The organism is Pseudomonas sp. LPB0260, assembly GCF_013388395.1.
The window spans coordinates 6,080,087-6,096,024 of sequence record NZ_CP058247.1 but is presented as its reverse complement, the minus strand read 5'-3'; the positions used below and the strand labels follow the sequence as shown (position 1 = coordinate 6,096,024).

The 15,938-nt window shown below is 68.2% G+C and carries 18 protein-coding genes; 4 read left to right on the top strand and 14 right to left on the bottom strand.

The features are described 5' to 3' along the window. Positions 1–6: 6 nt before the first annotated feature. The 6 genes from LPB260_RS27475 to rnd all read right to left on the bottom strand — a co-directional run bounded on the left by LPB260_RS27475 (position 7) and on the right by rnd (position 4,922). On the bottom strand, positions 7–639 hold the full coding sequence (locus LPB260_RS27475) for a LysE family translocator (RefSeq protein ID WP_208709091.1): 633 nt from the start codon (positions 637–639) through the stop codon (positions 7–9). Between the two features lie 36 nt (positions 640–675). Then, positions 676–1,902: a hypothetical protein gene (locus LPB260_RS27470; protein ID WP_208709089.1), complete on the bottom strand. Its 1,227-nt coding sequence runs from the start codon at positions 1,900–1,902 to the stop codon at positions 676–678. Positions 1,903–2,005: 103 nt separating this feature from the next. Further along, the gene (locus LPB260_RS27465) at positions 2,006–2,455 is read right to left on the bottom strand and encodes a YcgN family cysteine cluster protein (RefSeq protein WP_208709087.1); all 450 of its coding nucleotides are present in this window, start codon (positions 2,453–2,455) and stop codon (positions 2,006–2,008) included. Positions 2,456–2,542: 87 nt separating this feature from the next. After that, positions 2,543–3,475, bottom strand: coding sequence for a D-2-hydroxyacid dehydrogenase (locus tag LPB260_RS27460; RefSeq protein ID WP_208709085.1), 933 nt, complete (start codon positions 3,473–3,475; stop codon positions 2,543–2,545). A 23-nt stretch (positions 3,476–3,498) separates the two neighbouring features. After that, the gene (locus tag LPB260_RS27455; protein ID WP_208709083.1) at positions 3,499–3,792 is read right to left on the bottom strand and encodes a YcgL domain-containing protein; all 294 of its coding nucleotides are present in this window, start codon (positions 3,790–3,792) and stop codon (positions 3,499–3,501) included. Next, positions 3,789–4,922, bottom strand: coding sequence for a ribonuclease D (gene rnd / locus LPB260_RS27450; RefSeq protein ID WP_208709081.1), 1,134 nt, complete (start codon positions 4,920–4,922; stop codon positions 3,789–3,791). Before rnd ends, LPB260_RS27455 begins: the two co-directional genes overlap by 4 nt. Before the next feature lie 149 nt (positions 4,923–5,071). Here rnd and LPB260_RS27445 point away from each other — a divergent pair, with 149 nt between their 5' ends. After that, a complete protein-coding gene (locus LPB260_RS27445; protein ID WP_208709079.1) occupies positions 5,072–6,133 on the top strand; it encodes an SMP-30/gluconolactonase/LRE family protein in 1,062 nt (353 codons plus the stop codon). Positions 6,134–6,198: 65 nt separating this feature from the next. Here LPB260_RS27445 and LPB260_RS27440 read toward each other — a convergent pair whose 3' ends face one another. Genes LPB260_RS27440 through LPB260_RS27430 form a run of 3 tightly spaced genes read right to left on the bottom strand, consistent with a single transcriptional unit; the run spans position 6,199 to position 8,035 of the window. Beyond that, entirely contained in the window at positions 6,199–6,882 is a 684-nt protein-coding gene (locus tag LPB260_RS27440; RefSeq protein WP_208709077.1) for a spermidine synthase, read from the bottom strand. 54 nt (positions 6,883–6,936) lie between these two features. Then, the gene (locus LPB260_RS27435) at positions 6,937–7,668 is read right to left on the bottom strand and encodes a ZIP family metal transporter (RefSeq protein ID WP_208709075.1); all 732 of its coding nucleotides are present in this window, start codon (positions 7,666–7,668) and stop codon (positions 6,937–6,939) included. A 37-nt stretch (positions 7,669–7,705) separates the two neighbouring features. Beyond that, positions 7,706–8,035, bottom strand: coding sequence for a rhodanese-like domain-containing protein (locus LPB260_RS27430; RefSeq protein WP_208709073.1), 330 nt, complete (start codon positions 8,033–8,035; stop codon positions 7,706–7,708). Between the two features lie 182 nt (positions 8,036–8,217). On the opposite strand from LPB260_RS27430, the gene LPB260_RS27425 reads away from it, so the two are divergent. From LPB260_RS27425 to LPB260_RS27415, 3 genes are all read left to right on the top strand, one after another. Continuing rightward, positions 8,218–9,072 (top strand): sulfurtransferase, encoded by an 855-nt coding sequence (locus LPB260_RS27425; protein ID WP_208709071.1) that lies wholly within the window; start codon positions 8,218–8,220, stop codon positions 9,070–9,072. Positions 9,073–9,326: 254 nt separating this feature from the next. Further along, entirely contained in the window at positions 9,327–9,806 is a 480-nt protein-coding gene (locus LPB260_RS27420) for a hypothetical protein (protein ID WP_208709069.1), read from the top strand. Positions 9,807–9,910: 104 nt separating this feature from the next. Then, positions 9,911–10,525 (top strand): response regulator transcription factor, encoded by a 615-nt coding sequence (locus LPB260_RS27415; RefSeq protein WP_208709067.1) that lies wholly within the window; start codon positions 9,911–9,913, stop codon positions 10,523–10,525. Between the two features lie 32 nt (positions 10,526–10,557). Here LPB260_RS27415 and LPB260_RS27410 read toward each other — a convergent pair whose 3' ends face one another. The 5 genes from LPB260_RS27410 to LPB260_RS27395 all read right to left on the bottom strand — a co-directional run bounded on the left by LPB260_RS27410 (position 10,558) and on the right by LPB260_RS27395 (position 15,920). After that, complete coding sequence (locus tag LPB260_RS27410; RefSeq protein WP_208709065.1) at positions 10,558–12,345, bottom strand: hybrid sensor histidine kinase/response regulator; 1,788 nt, start codon at positions 12,343–12,345, stop codon at positions 10,558–10,560. Positions 12,346–12,375: 30 nt separating this feature from the next. Next, on the bottom strand, positions 12,376–13,446 hold the full coding sequence (locus LPB260_RS27405) for a lipase secretion chaperone (RefSeq protein ID WP_208709063.1): 1,071 nt from the start codon (positions 13,444–13,446) through the stop codon (positions 12,376–12,378). Positions 13,447–13,496: 50 nt separating this feature from the next. Then, positions 13,497–14,423: a triacylglycerol lipase gene (locus LPB260_RS27400; protein WP_208709061.1), complete on the bottom strand. Its 927-nt coding sequence runs from the start codon at positions 14,421–14,423 to the stop codon at positions 13,497–13,499. A gap of 166 nt (positions 14,424–14,589) precedes the next feature. Beyond that, a complete protein-coding gene (locus tag LPB260_RS29165; RefSeq protein ID WP_256625664.1) occupies positions 14,590–14,715 on the bottom strand; it encodes a hypothetical protein in 126 nt (41 codons plus the stop codon). Next, the gene (locus LPB260_RS27395; RefSeq protein ID WP_208709059.1) at positions 14,712–15,920 is read right to left on the bottom strand and encodes an MFS transporter; all 1,209 of its coding nucleotides are present in this window, start codon (positions 15,918–15,920) and stop codon (positions 14,712–14,714) included. Before LPB260_RS27395 ends, LPB260_RS29165 begins: the two co-directional genes overlap by 4 nt. Between the last annotated feature and the right edge of the window lie 18 nt (positions 15,921–15,938).

Sequence of the window (15,938 nt, the reverse complement as noted above, 5' to 3'; positions counted from 1 at the left end):
GCCGGCCTAGCCGCGCCGCTCGGTCAGCGCCAGGCCGATGCCCATAGCCATGATCAGCACGCCGGCAGCGCTCTGCTGCCAGCGGCGCCAGGAGGGCCGGTCGCCCAGGCGAGCGCCGAAATGGCCGCACAGCGCGGCGACCGCGGCGTTCACCAGGGTGCCGCAGAGACTGAAGATCACCCCGAGCATGAGCATCTGCCAGACGAAGTGTGGCGAGTCCGGTTGGGCGAACTGCGGCAGGAAGGCCAGAAAGAACAGCGCCACCTTGGGGTTGAACACGTTCACCAGCACACCCTGCCAGAACACCTGAGACAAGCGCGCCGGCACCAGCGTCTGCTGCTGCGCCTCGCGCCAGCCTGCGCGGATCAGCTGCACGCCCAGCCAGATCAGGTAGAGCACCCCGGCCCACTTCACTAGGCTGAAGGCCAGCGCCGACATCATCAGCAACGCCGACAGGCCGAAGGCGGCCGCCAGGGCGTGCACCAGGCAGCCGGCGCCTATGCCCAGGCTCGATACCAGCCCGGCCGGCGTGCCCTGGGCACTGGCGCGCGAGGCGATGTACAGCATGTCCGGTCCGGGCGTCAGGTTCAGCGCCAGGGTCGCGGCGAGAAACAGGCCGAAATGTTCGATGCCGAGCATGGTCCTTCTCCGTCAGGGCGCTCAAGCCCTGGATGATCAACGCAGCAGACGGGTGTCCAGCACCTTGGACGGCTTGCCCATGACGCTTTCGCTGATCTCCACCAGATCCCGGGTGCTGACCTTGTTCAAGCGCATCAGGCCACGGGTCACGTCATCCAGCGAACGCGGGTGATTGCCCTTGGTGGCCTGGCGGATCTCGCGATCCAGCTCCTGCAGCAGCAGCACCGCCCGCGCCGTCACCGGCCCCGTGGAGCGGTTGCCGCGCAGGCTCTTGACCGGCTTGCTCCACTTGTTCAGCTGCTGGCGAATCTTCTGGTAGCGCTCCTCGTTCAAGCCGCCGGCGCGGCGCATCAGCTCGATGGCGTAGTACTCGGCCAGGCCCTCGACGACCCAGTCGCTGCGGTCGCGCTGGCTGATGCGGCTGAACACGTGCACCAGTTCGTGCACCAGGGAACTGGTGCCGTTCTCGCTGACCAACGGACGATCCGTGTGCATGTAGTAGGAGTTGGTCGCCGACAGGCCACCGCGCCACATCGGGTCGCCGGCACCGACGATCAGCAGCTTGGCCGGATCGCGCGGGAAGACCTCCTGCATCTGTGGCCAGACGAAGGTCAGCAGGGTGAGGATATCCATCCGCCGCATGCCTTCGCCGACCGGCGCCGCCACGGTCACCTCGGTATCACCGAGCCGCACCCGGCGCGTGCCGATCTTGCCAGCGACTATCCAGCCGGTCGGTCGGTCGAACTTGCGCAGCGGGTTGTCGATGCGGAACTTGTTCTTGCCGATGCGCGGCCAGCCGGTTTCGACGCCGCGCCAGCCCTTGGGCAGGTCGAACTGCAGGCGCGCGACCAGCTCGGTCTTGTCCTCCTGGCGCAGCCTGGCGCTGGGCACTAGGTCGTCGCCGCGCAACAGCGCCCAGTCTTCGGTCATGCGCGCATCGTAGTGCTTGTCGTTGCGCAGATGATTGACGCGCACCCGGTAGCTCAGCGTGGCCCGGCCCTCGGCCGGCTGCCACAGGCCGCGCCCGGGACTGTCCTGGGTCCACTGGCCATCGGCGCTGAAATCGCTGTACATGCCCTCCTCACCCAGGTCGAAATCCAGGCCCAGGACCCGCTCGCCCTTCTCCAGGGTCAGGCTGACCTCGGCCTGATCGGACTCCGGCAGAAAGCGCACCCGATAATCCAGGTCGACCTTCACGGCCGCCCACAGCGGGGTACTGAGCATCAACAAGATGGCGAACAACAAGCTAAGGCGAATCGGCATGCTGGGCATTTCCTTGGCAACAAAGATGCGGATCACGGCGCCGGGCCGGTTCCCGGGCGCTGCCGGCTACGCTTGCACAAAGCCGGCGGGGCTGCAACGGTGCCTAGCCGGCGCGGAAGATCAGGTGCTCTTCCCAGTCGTCCTCGGCCACCTTGTTCTCGCTGAGCATTCGCCCGGCCTGGGAGATGCGTTCGACATGCACCGCTTCAGGATCGCCGCAGACCAGGTGATGCCAGAGCGGCAGGTCCTTGCCCTCGCTGACCAGGCGATAGGCGCAGGTCGGCGGCAGCCACTGGAACTGATCGGCCTGGGCCGGGGTGAGCTGGATGCAGTCGGGGACGAAGCGTGCGCGGTTGGCGTAGTCGGTGCAGCGACAGGTGTCCAGGTCGAGCAGCTTGCAGGCAATGCGCGTGTAGTAGACGCTGCCGTCGTCCTCGTCCTCGAGCTTCTGCAGGCAGCACAGGCCGCAGCCGTCGCACAGCGACTCCCACTCGTCCTGGTCAAGCTGGGCGAGGGTCTTGCGTTTCCAGAAGGGTTCGACTTTGGCGGCCATAACGAGCGGTACGGGGACAGGCGAAAGGGCCGGCAGTCTAGCGTGGCGCCGGCGCCCGGCCAAGGGCGCATCGCCGAACGGCGCCGGCTAGTAGCCGCGCACGAAATCCACCTGGCCACGCAGTTCATGACCGGTGCGAAAGCGCGTCAGGTTGTCGAGGAACAACTGAGCCATCAGGTGCGGCTCGGTCGGTGCCGACGTGTGACCGGTAAGCAGCAGGTGCGGCGCGGTCCAGAACGGGTGACCGGCAGGCAGCGGTTCCTGGCGGCAGACGTCGATCACCGCGCCGGCCAACTGCCCCTGTTCCAGGGCCGCGACCAGGTCGGCATCGACCACCGCCACCCCGCGCCCGGCGTTGATCAGCAGCGCACTGGGCTTGAGCCGGGCCAGCAGCGCAGCGTCATAGACATCGCGGGTGGCCGGCGTGTCCGGCAACAGATTGACCAGATAATCGGCCGTGGCCGCTAGGCGCGGCAGCTGGTCAATGCCCGTCACCTCGACGAAGGGTTTCTGCACCCGCGCCTGACTGGCCACACCGAGCAGTTCGACGCCGAACGGCGCGAGGAACTGCGCCACGCTCTGGCCGATATCGCCACAGCCGACGATCAGCACCCGGCGCCCGACCAGGCTGCGCGGCGAACCGATGTCCCAGCGCTGCTCGACCTGTGCGGCCAGGCGCGCGAACAGCTGGCGCTCGTGGGCCAGCAGGTGGCCCAGCACATACTCGGCCATCACCTGGCCGAAGATACCCACCGCGCGGCTGAGGCGGTAGTCGCGCGGCAACTGCGGCGCCAGCAAGGGGGTGATGCCGGCCCAGGTGGACTGCAGCCACTGCGGCTTGTGCCCCTGCGCCAGCAGCGCGGCGAGCAGGTCCGGCTGGCCCAGCCACAGCGGGCAACCGGCGGCCAGCTGGCTCAGCTCGGCGGGATCGGCGCTGGCATGCAGCTGCAGCTCCGGCGCCGCCCGGTGCAGCAGTTCGGCATAGGTGGCATGGTCGGTTTCGGCGATCAGCAGGTGCATGGCGTGTCCTTGGCAGGGCGTGATCAGACCGGATCGTTGCGACGCAGCAGCTCATCCGGCAGGTGCTCGATATATTCCTCTTCCGGCGGCGGCATCTGCAGGTGAAAGCCCTGCTGCTCGAGGTTGTCGAGCACCTTGTGGATGTCCTCGCGGGCCAGCTGGCGCTCGGGGCTCAGGACCATGTCGAAGGTGTGGATGGGCGGGCCGAAGGCGGCCAGCAGGTTCTCCGGCACGCGTTTGAGCGCATCGCTCTTGAGCACGTAGAGGTACATCTCGTTCTTGCGCGGACTTTTGTAGATCGAGCAGATGCGTTTCACGCGGGGTCTCCTTCGGCGGCCAGGCAGGCGAGTAGGGCCTGGCCCATCAATTCACGGCGCCAGCCGCGCAGGGCGTCCGGCAGCTGGTAGGGTCCATCGGGGTAGCCGCTTTTCAGCAGGGCTTCCAGGGTTTTCTTGCGCAGCATCAGCTCCGGCGCGATGTCCAGGCGCTCGGCCTGGCGCTGGCCGATGGCGCGCAGCTTCTTCAGCAGGGCCGAGGCTTCCACCGGCAGCGGCTCGGGCAGCGCCTCGGGCCAGTCGGCCGGCGGCGTGGCGGCGGCGTCCTTGATCAGCTGCAGCAGGGTCTCGCCATCCTGGCGCACGGTCTTGGGGTGCATATCGTCGATCCGCGCCAGGGCCACCAGGTTGTCCGGCTGGCTGCGCGCCAGCGGCCACAGCGAATGCTCGCGGATGATGCGGTTGCGCGGCTGGTTGCGTGCCCGCGCCTCGTGCTCGCGCCAGGCGCACAGCGCGCGCAGCACGGCCAGTTGCTGGCGCGACAGTTTCCAGGCCAGCTTGGCTTCGCGGTAGGCCTCCTGCGGGTCGACTTCGCGACACAGGTTGGCCACCAGCTCGGCACCGTCCTCCAGAACCCAGGCGTTCTTCTCGCTCGACAACAGCTTCTGCTGGGCGTCGTAGACCTCGGCCAGGTGCAGCACATCCTCGGCGGCGTAGCTGACCTGGGTCGCCGACAGTGGCCGCTGCAACCAGTCGGAGCGCGTCTCGCCCTTGGGCAGCTCGATGTTGAGCACCGCCTGGACCAGGCGCGAATAGCCCATGGAGAAACCCAGGTTGAGGTAGCCGGCGGCCAACTGGGTGTCGAACAGCGGCGTCGGCAGGCTGCCGCTCAGGCGCAGGAAGACCTCCAGGTCCTCGCTGCAGGCGTGCAGCACCTTGACCACCGCCGGGTCTTCCAGCAAGGCGGCGAAGGCCGTCCAGTCGCCGATCTGCAGGGGGTCGATCAGGTAGGCGCGCTCGCCTTCACTGACCTGCAGCAGGCCGGCGATCGGGTAGAAGGTGTCGACCCGCATGAACTCGGTGTCCAGGGCCACATAGGGCAGACGGCGCCAGTCGGCGCAATGCTTAGCCAGGCTGGCGTCGTCAAGAATCCAGTGAATATCGATAGCCACGCGGCACTCCCGTCAAGAATACCGCGCAGTATATATCGCCCTCGCCCTTCGCCGGGCATCGATACCGGCAAAGGGGCGCGTCCCGCGCGACCTGTGTAATCTGACGGCCACGCGCCATCCGCCCGACTTCTGTACAAGGAATGACCACAATGAAGAAACTGCTTGGCCTGCTCGCGCTGGCACTAGCCGCGAGCGCCCTCTACCTGGCCATCACCCCCAGCCCCATCGAGCCCCTGGCCTGGCAGGCGCCACCCGCCCCCGCCATGACCGGCGTACTGGAGCCCAACGACACCCTGATGAAGGCCGAACTGCTCGGCAAGGGGCAACTGCAGGGGCCGGAAGACAGCGCAGTGGACGCCCAGGGCCGGGTCTACAGCGGCCTGCACGACGGTCGCATCGTGCGCATCGATGCCGATGGAGGGATCGAGACCTTCTCCGATACCCAGGGGCGGCCGCTGGGCATCGACTTCGACGCCGCCGGCAACCTGATCGTCGCCGATGCCTACAAGGGCCTGCTGTCCATCGACCCGCAGGGACGGATCGAGGTGCTCGCCAGCGAGGCAGACGGCGTGCCCTTGCGTTTCACCGATGACCTGGACATCGCCGCCGACGGCACCATCTACTTCAGCGATGCCTCGTCGCGCTTCGAGCAGCCCGACTACCTGCTCGACCTGCTCGAGGCCCGTCCCCACGGCCGCCTGCTCAGCCATGACCGCGCCAGCGGCGAGACCCGCGTGCTGCTCAAGGACTTGTACTTCGCCAACGGGGTGGCGCTGTCGGCCGACGAGGACTTCGTCCTGGTCAACGAAACCTACTGCTACCGCATCACCCGCTACTGGCTCAAGGGCGAGCAGGCCGGTACCGCGGATACCTTCATCGACAACCTGCCGGGCCTGCCGGACAACCTGCAGGGCGATGGCGCCGGCACCTTCTGGGTCGCGATGCCGACCCCGCGCAAGGCCGATGCCGACTTTCTCCATCGCCACCCCTGGCTCAAGGCGCAGCTGGCCAAACTGCCGCGCGCCCTGTGGCCCAAGGCGATCCCCTACGGCCTGGTCATCGCCGTCAACGAGCAGGGCGAGATCGTCCGCAGCCTGCACGACAGCAGCGGCAGCCACCTGCGCATGGTCACCTCGGCCAAGCCGGTGGGCGACTACCTGTACCTCGGCAGCCTGGACAACGACCGCCTCGGCAGACTGAGGATCCACTGACTCGCGTCAACGAAAAAACCCGCCTGCGCTTGACCCGCGGCGGGCGCTGATCGGCGGCAAGCGCCTTACTTGAGTTTTTCGGCGATCCAGATGGTATGCCGGGTACCACGGTTGCCGTGGGCGTAGACCTGCACTTCCTCGACCTTGAAGCCGCTGCGGCGCACCTTGTCGGCGAAGGCGCGGTCGACGCTGGCCGACCACACCGCCAGCATGCCCTTGGGGCGCAGCGCCTGGTGGCACTGGCGCAGGCCCTCGGCCGAATACAGCCAGCCATTGCCCTTCTGGGTCAGCCCCTCGGGGCCGTTGTCGACATCCAGCATGATCGCATCGAAGGCCTGGGTGGACGCCTTGAGCAGCTTGGCGACATCCTCCTGGACCACCCGGGTGCGCGGGTCCAGCAGCGGGTAACCCGACTTGGCGCCCAGCGCCCCGCGGTTCCACTCCACCACGCCGGGCACCAGTTCGGCCACCGTCACCTCGGCATCCGCCCCCAGGTGCTGCAGCGCCGAAGCCAGGGTAAAGCCCATGCCCAGGCCGCCGATCAGCGCCCGCACCTGCGGGCGGCCGGCCACCTTCTTGCAGGGAATCGCCGCCAGGGCGTCTTCCGAGCCGTGCATGCGCGTGTTCATCAGCTGGCCACCATCGCCGCCGGCGATCTTGATCACGAAGTCCTCGCCGTACTCGAACAGACACAGCGCGCCGGCGCCATCGGGAATCTGAGCCGTGTCCAGCAGTACGAAGCGTTTCATGTCGATCGACCGACCTGTGCAGTGAAAGAAGGCGGCACGATACAGCAGCCCGGCTCAGGCCACAGCCAGCATGTGCCCGACGATACCCAGTACGAAACCCAGCAAGGCGCCCAGGGACGGGGCCCAGTGCTTGTCCAGCCTGGCCTGGGGGGCGATGTCCTGAAACACCGAGTAGAGGATGCCGCCGGCGGCGAACAGCATGATGGCGCCGACCAGCGCCGGACTGTCGGCCAGCCACAGATAGCCGCACACCCCGGCCACCGGGCCGAGCAACGCCATGGCGGCGAACAGCAGAATGATCCTGGCGCGGCTGTAGCGGGTCGAATCCTTCAGCTCGCGGTAGGCGTTGAAGCCTTCCGGCAGGTTCTGCAGGCCGATGAGCAGCGCCAGCAGCACCGCCCCCTCGCCGCCGATGGCAAAAGCCGCACCCAGGGCCAGGGATTCGGGAACGAAGTCGGCGAGCATGGCCGCCAGCTGGCTGGCCGAGGTCTGCATGCGGTACAGGAGGATGTCCACCGCCATGAACGCCGCCCCGCCGGCAGCGAAATACAGCACGACGGGGACAGGGCTGAGGTCGTCGATCGCCTCGGGCACCAGCACCAGGGCCACCGCCGCCAGCAAGGCACCGCCGCCGAAGGCGATCACGCTGTGGCGAAATTCCTCTTCCAGCCAGCCGGGGCTGATCCGCTCGACACTGGCCAGGGCCGCACCGAACGGCATCGCCATGCCCGCGATCAGAGTGAATAGCACCACCGTCAGCAACTGCTGCACACACACCTCTGCCATGCTCAACAGCAACTCAACCAAGGCCCGGCCGCCGGGCTCAAGCGGTCGGCGCCAAGGTCGGGCCACCCTCGGCCAGCCACTGCTCGAGGCCACCGAACAGATAGCGGCAGCGCACGCCCCGTTCGGCGAGCTGCGCAGCGACGCCCTGACTGACCTCGTGACCGTGCACGCAATACACCACCTCCTCCTCCACCTCGCCAAGCTGCGCGCCCCAGGTGGCAACGGTCTCGGGCAAGCGGCGCACGGCATCTGGAATCACCACGGGGCTGGCCAGGAACGCCGGCTGGCGGCGCACATCGCAGAGCAGTGGCGGTTTGGCCGACGCCATCAGGGCCTGCAATTGCGCGACAGAGATGGCCTCAACCATGCTGACCTCCGGAACAACAGGCAGCGCGCCTGAGCGCATTCACCTTAGGCATTCACCCTTCCTCATCGACCGCGCCACGGCGGCAGCGCCTGGTCACAGCCAGCCTAGCCCAGGCGTTGCACCCCTGCTGCGGGCTGGGTTTATGATGCGCTTGCCCCCCCTTTGGACACAGGACGCCCATCATGCCCCTCGCCCAGCTGATCACCCCCGCGGCCCTGGCCGCTCGCCTCGATCAGGCCGACCTGCTGATACTCGACTGCCGCTTCGCCCTCGACGACCCGGGCTACGGCCAGCGCAGCTACGCCGGCGGACATATTCCCGGCGCCCGCTTCGCCGACCTCGAGCAGGACCTCTCCGGCCCCGTGCAGAAAGGGATAACCGGGCGACACCCACTGCCGGCGCCGGACGCCCTGGTCGAGCGCCTGCGCCAGTGGGGCCTGAACCAGGACGACGAGGTGGTGCTGTATGACGACGGCCCCGGCGCGTTCGCCGCCCGCGCCTGGTGGCTGCTGGCCTGGCTGGGCAAGCGTGAGGGCGTATACCTGCTCGACGGTGGGCTCAAGGCCTGGAGGACCGCCGGCCAGGCCCTGAGCCAGGAACAGCCGAGCCGTCCCCGCGGCAATTTCCACGGGGAGCCGGATGCGCGCCTGCTGATCGGCGCCGCGCAGTTGCAGCAGCGTTTGGGCAGCCCCGAACTGACCCTGCTCGACGCCCGCGCGCTGCCGCGCTTTCGCGGCGAGGTGGAACCGCTGGACCCGGTTGCCGGGCATATTCCCGGCGCCCAGTGCGCGGCCTTCACCGACAACCTGGACAGCGATGGCCATTTCCTCGCGGCCGAGCAACTGCGCCAGCGCTTCGCCAGCCATCTGGGCGCGCGCCCGACCAGCGGACTGGTCGCCTACTGCGGCTCCGGCGTCACTGCCTGCCACAACCTGTTCGCCCTGTGTCTCGCCGGCTACCCGCTGGCACCGCTGTATGCCGGCTCCTGGAGCGAATGGATCACCGACCCGGCGCGGCCCGTTGCGAGCGGCGACTGAGCCGGGACGGGTGCGCGGAGATCGAGGCGAGCTGGCTAGGCAATCTCTACCGCCATCCGCGCCCCACTAAGCACGATGTGGAATATAGGCAATGAGCGAAAGCTGAAAACAATTTAAAAACAGCCCTTTACAGCTCAAAGGTCGCACTAGACTTGAACATGAGCGGCTAACCCCGCTCCCGGTGGGGCCTTTATCAGAACAAACAGAAGCTGCCATGCGCCCTGGCCCCACCGGCCACCTTCCGCGAGGGCTCTATGGGTATCGCCGCCTGCGAGTTGTGCCAGCACGTCATTCGCCCCACCCTGATCTACCTGGGCCGCCACTCCCCTGCCGCCGAAGCCCTTCTGCTCGGCGCCGCGGCCAGCCAGTCCGGGCTTGGCAGCGCCCTCGACGACCGCCGCGGGCATGGCCTGTACCGCATCGCCGAACAGCGCCACCAACGCCTGTGGGACCTGCACCTGGCCCGCGATCCGGATCTGGCCAGCCAGGTCCGCGGGCTGGCCAGCCAGCATGCCTTTCTCGCCGCCCCGCACCTGGAGCTGACCGTCAACCTGCGCTACGCCACCGCCATCGCCTGGCTGCTGATCGAGGCGGAAGACATCGTGCTGCCGGCGGCCAACGACCTGCTTGGCCTGGCGCTGATCTGGCGGCGGGTGTTTCATCCCCACGGCCAGCCCGGCGCATTCATCGCGGCCTGGCAACGCTGCGTCGGCAACCTCAGCCAGGTCGCCTGAGCCCACTCGTCCACAACCGCGACCTCACGCAGCGATTCCGCTCGCGCGATTGCGGTACACTCGCGCAGCGTCGACAACTACAAGAAAAGCCGCGTGGGACAGCCATGACCACACTTTGCACTGCCTTGCCAGACCAGTTGAACCTGTTGCTGGTGGACGATCACCGAATATTTCTCGACGGCCTGAGCCTGGCCCTCGCCCCGCTGTGCGCCGATCTGCGGGTGCAGGCCGCGTACAATGCCGCCGAGGCGGAGGACTGCCTGAAACGGCAGGATTTCGACCTGATCCTGCTGGACCTGCGCCTGCCCGACCTGCCTGGGCTGGAACTGCTGCAACGCTGGCAGCAGCAGGGGCGCATGACCCCGGTGGCGATCCTCAGCGCCAGCGATTCCAGCCTGGATGCCCAGGCCGCCCTGGCCGCCGGGGCCCTCGGCTTCATTCCGAAAAGCGCCGACGGCGACGACTTGCGCCAGGCGGTGACCCGCGTACTGCTCGGCGAGACACTTCCCGCCCCGGCCGCCGACAAGCCCCAGCTCACCCCCCGCCAGCAGGAGATTCTCCTGCTGCTGGCCGACGGCCTGCCGAACAAGGCCATCAGCCGCCAGCTGGGGGTCGCCGAGGACACGGTCAAGACCCACCTGAAGGCGCTGTTCCAGGAACTCGAGGTGCACACCCGTACCGCCTGTGTCAGTGCGGCGCGCCAGCGCGGCTGGCTCTGAGCCTCGCCCAAGCGCTCGGCACGCCGTAGGCGCTAGCTTTCCGTGCTGGCTGTGCGCTGCGCCTGGCTTGCCGAGGCGCCCGGCAGCAATACCGCCAGGGCCTGGCGCAGCCGCGCCGGCAGCAGGGGTTTGCCGAGCAGGGTGACGTGCGCGGGAATGCAGCGTTCCTGCAACTCGGGACTGATGTCGGCGCTGATCAGCAAGGCCGGCAGCATCCGCCCGGCTGCCTCGCGCACCCGCTCGATGGCCCGCAAGCCATCTTCCTCGGCGGCCAGACGGTAATCACTGATCAGCAGCTGGGGCTGGGCTTCGCCGACACAGCCGAGCGCCTCCGCCAGCCCGGCACAGGCCCATACCTCGCACCCCCAGCGCTGCAGCAGCCCGGCCAGGGCCTGGCGGCCCGGGCCGTTGTCCTCCAGCAGCAGAACGCGCCCCTGCATCGCCTGGGTGACAGGCGCCGGCGCCGGCGCCTCACCCGCCACAGCCAGCGGCACGCGCAAGCTGAAGCGCGCACCCTGCCCCGGACTCGAGTGCAGCTCCAGCGGGTGCTCCAGCAGCGTGGCCAGCTGCTGGACGATCGCCAGGCCCAGCCCCAGGCCCTGCTCGGCATTACGCCCCGGGTTATCCAGTTGGCGAAACTCCTCGAACACCTGGGCCTGCTCCTCCCGGGACAGGCCGCGGCCATCGTCGGCCACCTCCAGCAGCACGGCGCCGTCTTCCTCGCGCGCGGCGACCGTCACCAGCCGCGCCCGGGCGTGGCGCAGGGCGTTGACCAGCAGATTGCGCAGCACCCGCTCGAGCAGCAGCGGGTCGCTGCGCACCCAGAGGTCGGCGCAACGCAGTTGCAGGTCCACCCCTTGATCCCTGGCCTCATCCCGCGTCTCGCCACTCAGGCGCTCGAGCAGCGGGCGCAGGGGGAAGACTTCCGGCTTGACCGGCACGCCCCCCGGCAGGGTCAGGCGACTGTAGTCCAGCAGTGACTGCAGCAGACGGCTGAGCTGTTCCACCGAGGTTGCCAGACGCCCACTGACCTGGCGAATGCCCGGCTCGTGACTCTGCTCGAGCAGGTGCTGGGCATACAGGCCCATGGCGTTGAGGGGCTGACGCAGGTCATGGCTGGCAGCGGCGAGCAGGCGCAGCTTGCGCCCATCGTCGGCGACCGCGCGCTGGCGCGCCAGGTCGAGCAGGCGCATGTTCAGCCAGGCGCTGCGCTGGCCATGCTCCTGCAGATAGGCGCCGCCACTGCCGATCAGGTTGGCGCATCCGAGAAACAGTCCCTGGAAGGCCAGCTGCGATCCCGCATCGGTGAGCAGCACCCCGAGCAGCAGGTACAACAGGCAGAATCCCCAGGCCGCCAGGCTGATCGCGCGACACGACACACCGAGCAGCACATAGCCGAACAGCAGGATCAGGAACAGGCCGTCATAGGGCATGGACTGCCCCAGGGCCTCGCTCAGGTAGATCAGCGCCACCACACAGGCGGCATTCAGCGCGTAGGCGCCGGTGTAGGCGAATTGGGTGCCGAACAGCGAACTCTGGGGACGGCGGCAGTAGAGGCAAGCCAGCAGGACGCCGGCGATGCCCAGCAGGCGCAACGGCAATATCGACAGACTCACGACTGGCGGCAGCAGGGCCAGGTCCAGGCCGACATAGACCAGCTGGAAGCCGATCGCGACGCCGCCGATCAGCCAGAGGCGGCGCCTGATGCGCTGCACCCGATGCTCGACGAAGCCCTGCTCCAGCGCCGCGACGAAACGCAAGCGGTTATGGCCGCGGCGCTGCTGCGCGAGCAGCAGGCGTTCCTCCTCCGGCAGGTTCATCGGCAGCGCCCGCGGCCTGCCGGCACGGAATCACGGCTGGGGGCTGGCGCCGTCCTGCTGTTTGGCGGCAATCGCGTCATAGGTGTCCACCCGGTGCAATTCTTCTGAGCTGAACAAGCGCTGACGCAGGCGCTGCTGCTCGCGCTGCTGGTCCGCCGCACTCAGGCCGTCGCCCTGCAGGCCGGCCAGCTCCTGGCGGTAAGCCCCATAGCGCTTCTGCCAGGCGCGCTCGTCGCGTTGTTCGGCGAGCACACGCTCGACCGTGGGCGGATCATAGGCCATGGCAAGCGCCTGGCGCACCTGTTCCTCACTAGCCCCCTCGCGCCATAGCCGGTCGCTCTCCTGCTGCTGAGCCAGGGCCCGCTGCTGGCGCTCCTCGCTGGCCCGCAGGGCCGCCGGCAACTGGTCGCGCAAGCGCGCCTGGGCCTCGGCCTTGGCCTGTTCACTCAGGTCTTCGCGCGCCAGCAGCGCCAGGTTGTCCAGGGTGTAGTGGGCGTAGGCTTCTTCGGCGCCGAACAGCGCCTCCACCGCCGCAGCGGAGAAGTGGGCACGGCGCAGTTGGGCCAGGTTGTCGAACGCCTGTTGCAGGGTCGCCAGCTGCGCCTGCGGCTGGCTCTGCTGCTGGGCGCTCAGTGGCTGCTGCATCAGCGCCAGGCTGGCGCGCTTGTAATCCAGGTAGTCACCCAGCAGGCCGATCAACTGACCGAGCGCCGGCTCCTGCAGACGCCCCGTGGCATCGGCCAGCAACGCCTCCACCGAGCGATCCAGGCCGACCTGATCGACGGCACTGAGGAAATAATCGAAGTAATCGCGCACGCCCAGCCCGAGCAGCAGGTTGCCGGCGCGATCGGTCTTGAGTTCACCGTCGACCTCGGTGTCGGCCATGCTCGGCACCAGTGGCGGCTGTTGCAGCGGCTGCTGGCGGGCGACGCCGGGCAACGCCTGCGGCGCAACCGGACTGAGCGCCGGCGTTTGCCGCTCGACGGCCACCTCGATCTGGGGCGCGGGCGGCGCAACCGGCCATTGCCAATAGAGCACAAGGCCGGCCAGCGCGACGATCAGGAAGAACAGCGGGGCGATGTAGCGCACAGGCAGCGGCATGCGAACTCCGGGTGGCGGGCGGCCGCGGCCGCCCGCGAAGCTTTGCTGAATCAGATGCCCTTGTTCTTCAGGCGGTTGGCGTGCTGGCGGTACAGCGACACCGGCTCCGTCCAGCCGCGAATACCGAACAGGTGGTTGATCGCATCGACGTGGTTCATGTTGTAGCTGTCACCAAGCACCTGGCCCAGGTAGGTGGAGCAGACGCCGACCAGGCCGTCGTTCTTCTCGCTGCCGAACACCAGGCCGGTGATGGCCAGGAACGGGTCGACCACGTCGAGGACGTTGGTGTAGCTGGTGTTGCCGGTCCAGGAGAAGTAACGGATGTTGTTGCCGCGCACGTTGTGCACTTCGGTCGACTTGGCGCAGTAGCTGGCGTTGTTCACGCCCCAGGGGTGGCGGCCGTTGAGGGCGGCGGTGCCCGGAGTGGTCAGGGTACCGAGCGCGGCCACGCCGTTCTGCGGATTGCTGCTGCCGGACAGCAGGTTGATCACCGAGCCCAGGGCCACGGCGATGGCATTGGCACCGCCTTCGATGAGACCGTTGGCCGGGATCACCCCACGGATCACGTCGGCGACCTTGGAGCCCTTGTTGACGCCGTTGATCGAGGTCACCGACGCCACCAGGTCGGGACGCAGCGAGGCGGCCACGCGGGAGGTCGGCGAACCCTGGCTGTGGCCCATCAGGTTGACCTTGCCGCCGTTGGCGGTGGCCCATGGGACGATCTGCCGGGCCAGTTCGGCGCCGCGCTGTTCGCTGTCGTTGAGCGCCGCGACACTGGCGACGTAGACCTTGGCACCATCGCGCTCGAGGTTCCAGGGAATGGTATGGAAGTAGTTGATCAGGCCGCCGATGGTGTCGAAACCGGTGACACCGTGCACCAGCACGATCGGGTACTTGGTCTGGGTGTAGTTGGCCTGGGCCTCGACGGCTCCGGCCAGGGCCAGTGCGGCCAGGGTTGCAGTGAATGCGCGACGCATGGGTGCCTCCTTTATTTTTCTTGTGGGCACGCCGGGGGACTGCGTCCGGCGTGGCAAGAGTTTAAGAAGGCGGGAAAGCGGGTCTAATCGCCCAAACGGGTGAGCACGCCGCCAATGTGACGAACTGCACGTGCCGCGTGACAGGCCCGGCCAACCGGCTATCGCCCTAGCAGGCGCCCAGGCCCAACTGCAGGAATGCCAGGCCGCCCTGCTGCCAGCCCCACCAGGCCAGGGCCAGCAGGCCGGCCCCGGCCAGGGCCAGGCCGGCGCTCAGCCAGTGCCGGCTGCTCACGCCCCGGCTCCGGCGCCCTGCAGGCGCGCCACCGGTTGCTCGCGCACCGGCCAGTTCAATACCGCGGCCATCAGGCTCAGGGCAATCGCGATCTGCCAGACCAGCTCGTAGCTGCCGGTCTGGTCGTACAGGTAGCCGCCCAGCCAACCGCCGAGGAAGGCGCCGAGCTGGTGGAAGAGAAAGACGATGCCGCCAAGCATCGACAGGTTGCGCACGCCGAACAGGGTCGCCACCGTGCCATTGGTCAACGGCACGGTGGACAGCCACAGCAGGCCCATGGCGATGCCGAAGGCATAGGCGCTCCACACCGTCAGCGGCGCCATGACGAAGGCGGCGATGACCACCGCGCGGGCCAGGTACAGGGCGCTGAGCAGGCGCGGCTTGGACATGCGCCCACCCAGCCAGCCGGCGATATAGGTGCCGAACACGTTGAACAGGCCGACCAGGGCCAGCACCGTGGTGCCGACCAGCGCCGGCAGATGCTGGTCGACCAGGTAGGCCGGCAGGTGCACGCCGATGAACACCACCTGGAAACCGCAGACGAAGAAGCCCAAAGACAGCAGCCAGAAGCCGGAATGGCCGGCGGCTTCGCGCAAGGCCTCGGCCAGGGTCTGCTCGTGGCCGGCGCTCGGCAGCGGGTTGTCCTTGATCATCGCTGCCAACGGCACGATCAAGGCCACCAGCAGGCCCAGGGCGAGCAGCGCCGCCGACCAGCCCAGCCAGCTGATCAGGCCGAGGCTGCCGGGCAGCATGGCGAACTGACCGAAGGAGCCCGCCGCCGCGGCGATACCCATGGCCATGCTGCGCTTCTCGGCCGGCACGGCGCGGCCGACCACGCCGAGCAGCACCGAGAAGGAGGTGCCGGACAGGCCGATGCCGATCAGCAGGCCGGCACTCAGCGACAGCGACCAGGCCGAATCGGACAGGCCCATCAGCACCAGGCCCAGGGCGTAGAGCACGCCACTGACGACGATGGTGCGCTGGGCGCCGAAGCGATCGGCCAGGGCGCCGGTGAACGGCTGGGTCAGGCCCCAGATCAGGTTCTGCAGGGCGATGGCGAAGGCGAACACCTCGCGGCCCCAGCCGAATTCGGCGCTCATCGGCGCAAGGAACAGGCCGAAGCCGTGGCGGATGCCGAGTGACAGAGCGAGGATCAGGGACGCGCCCAGAAGAACCCAACCACTCGTGCGCCATACCGAAGTCATAAATACAGTCCTTGCCGA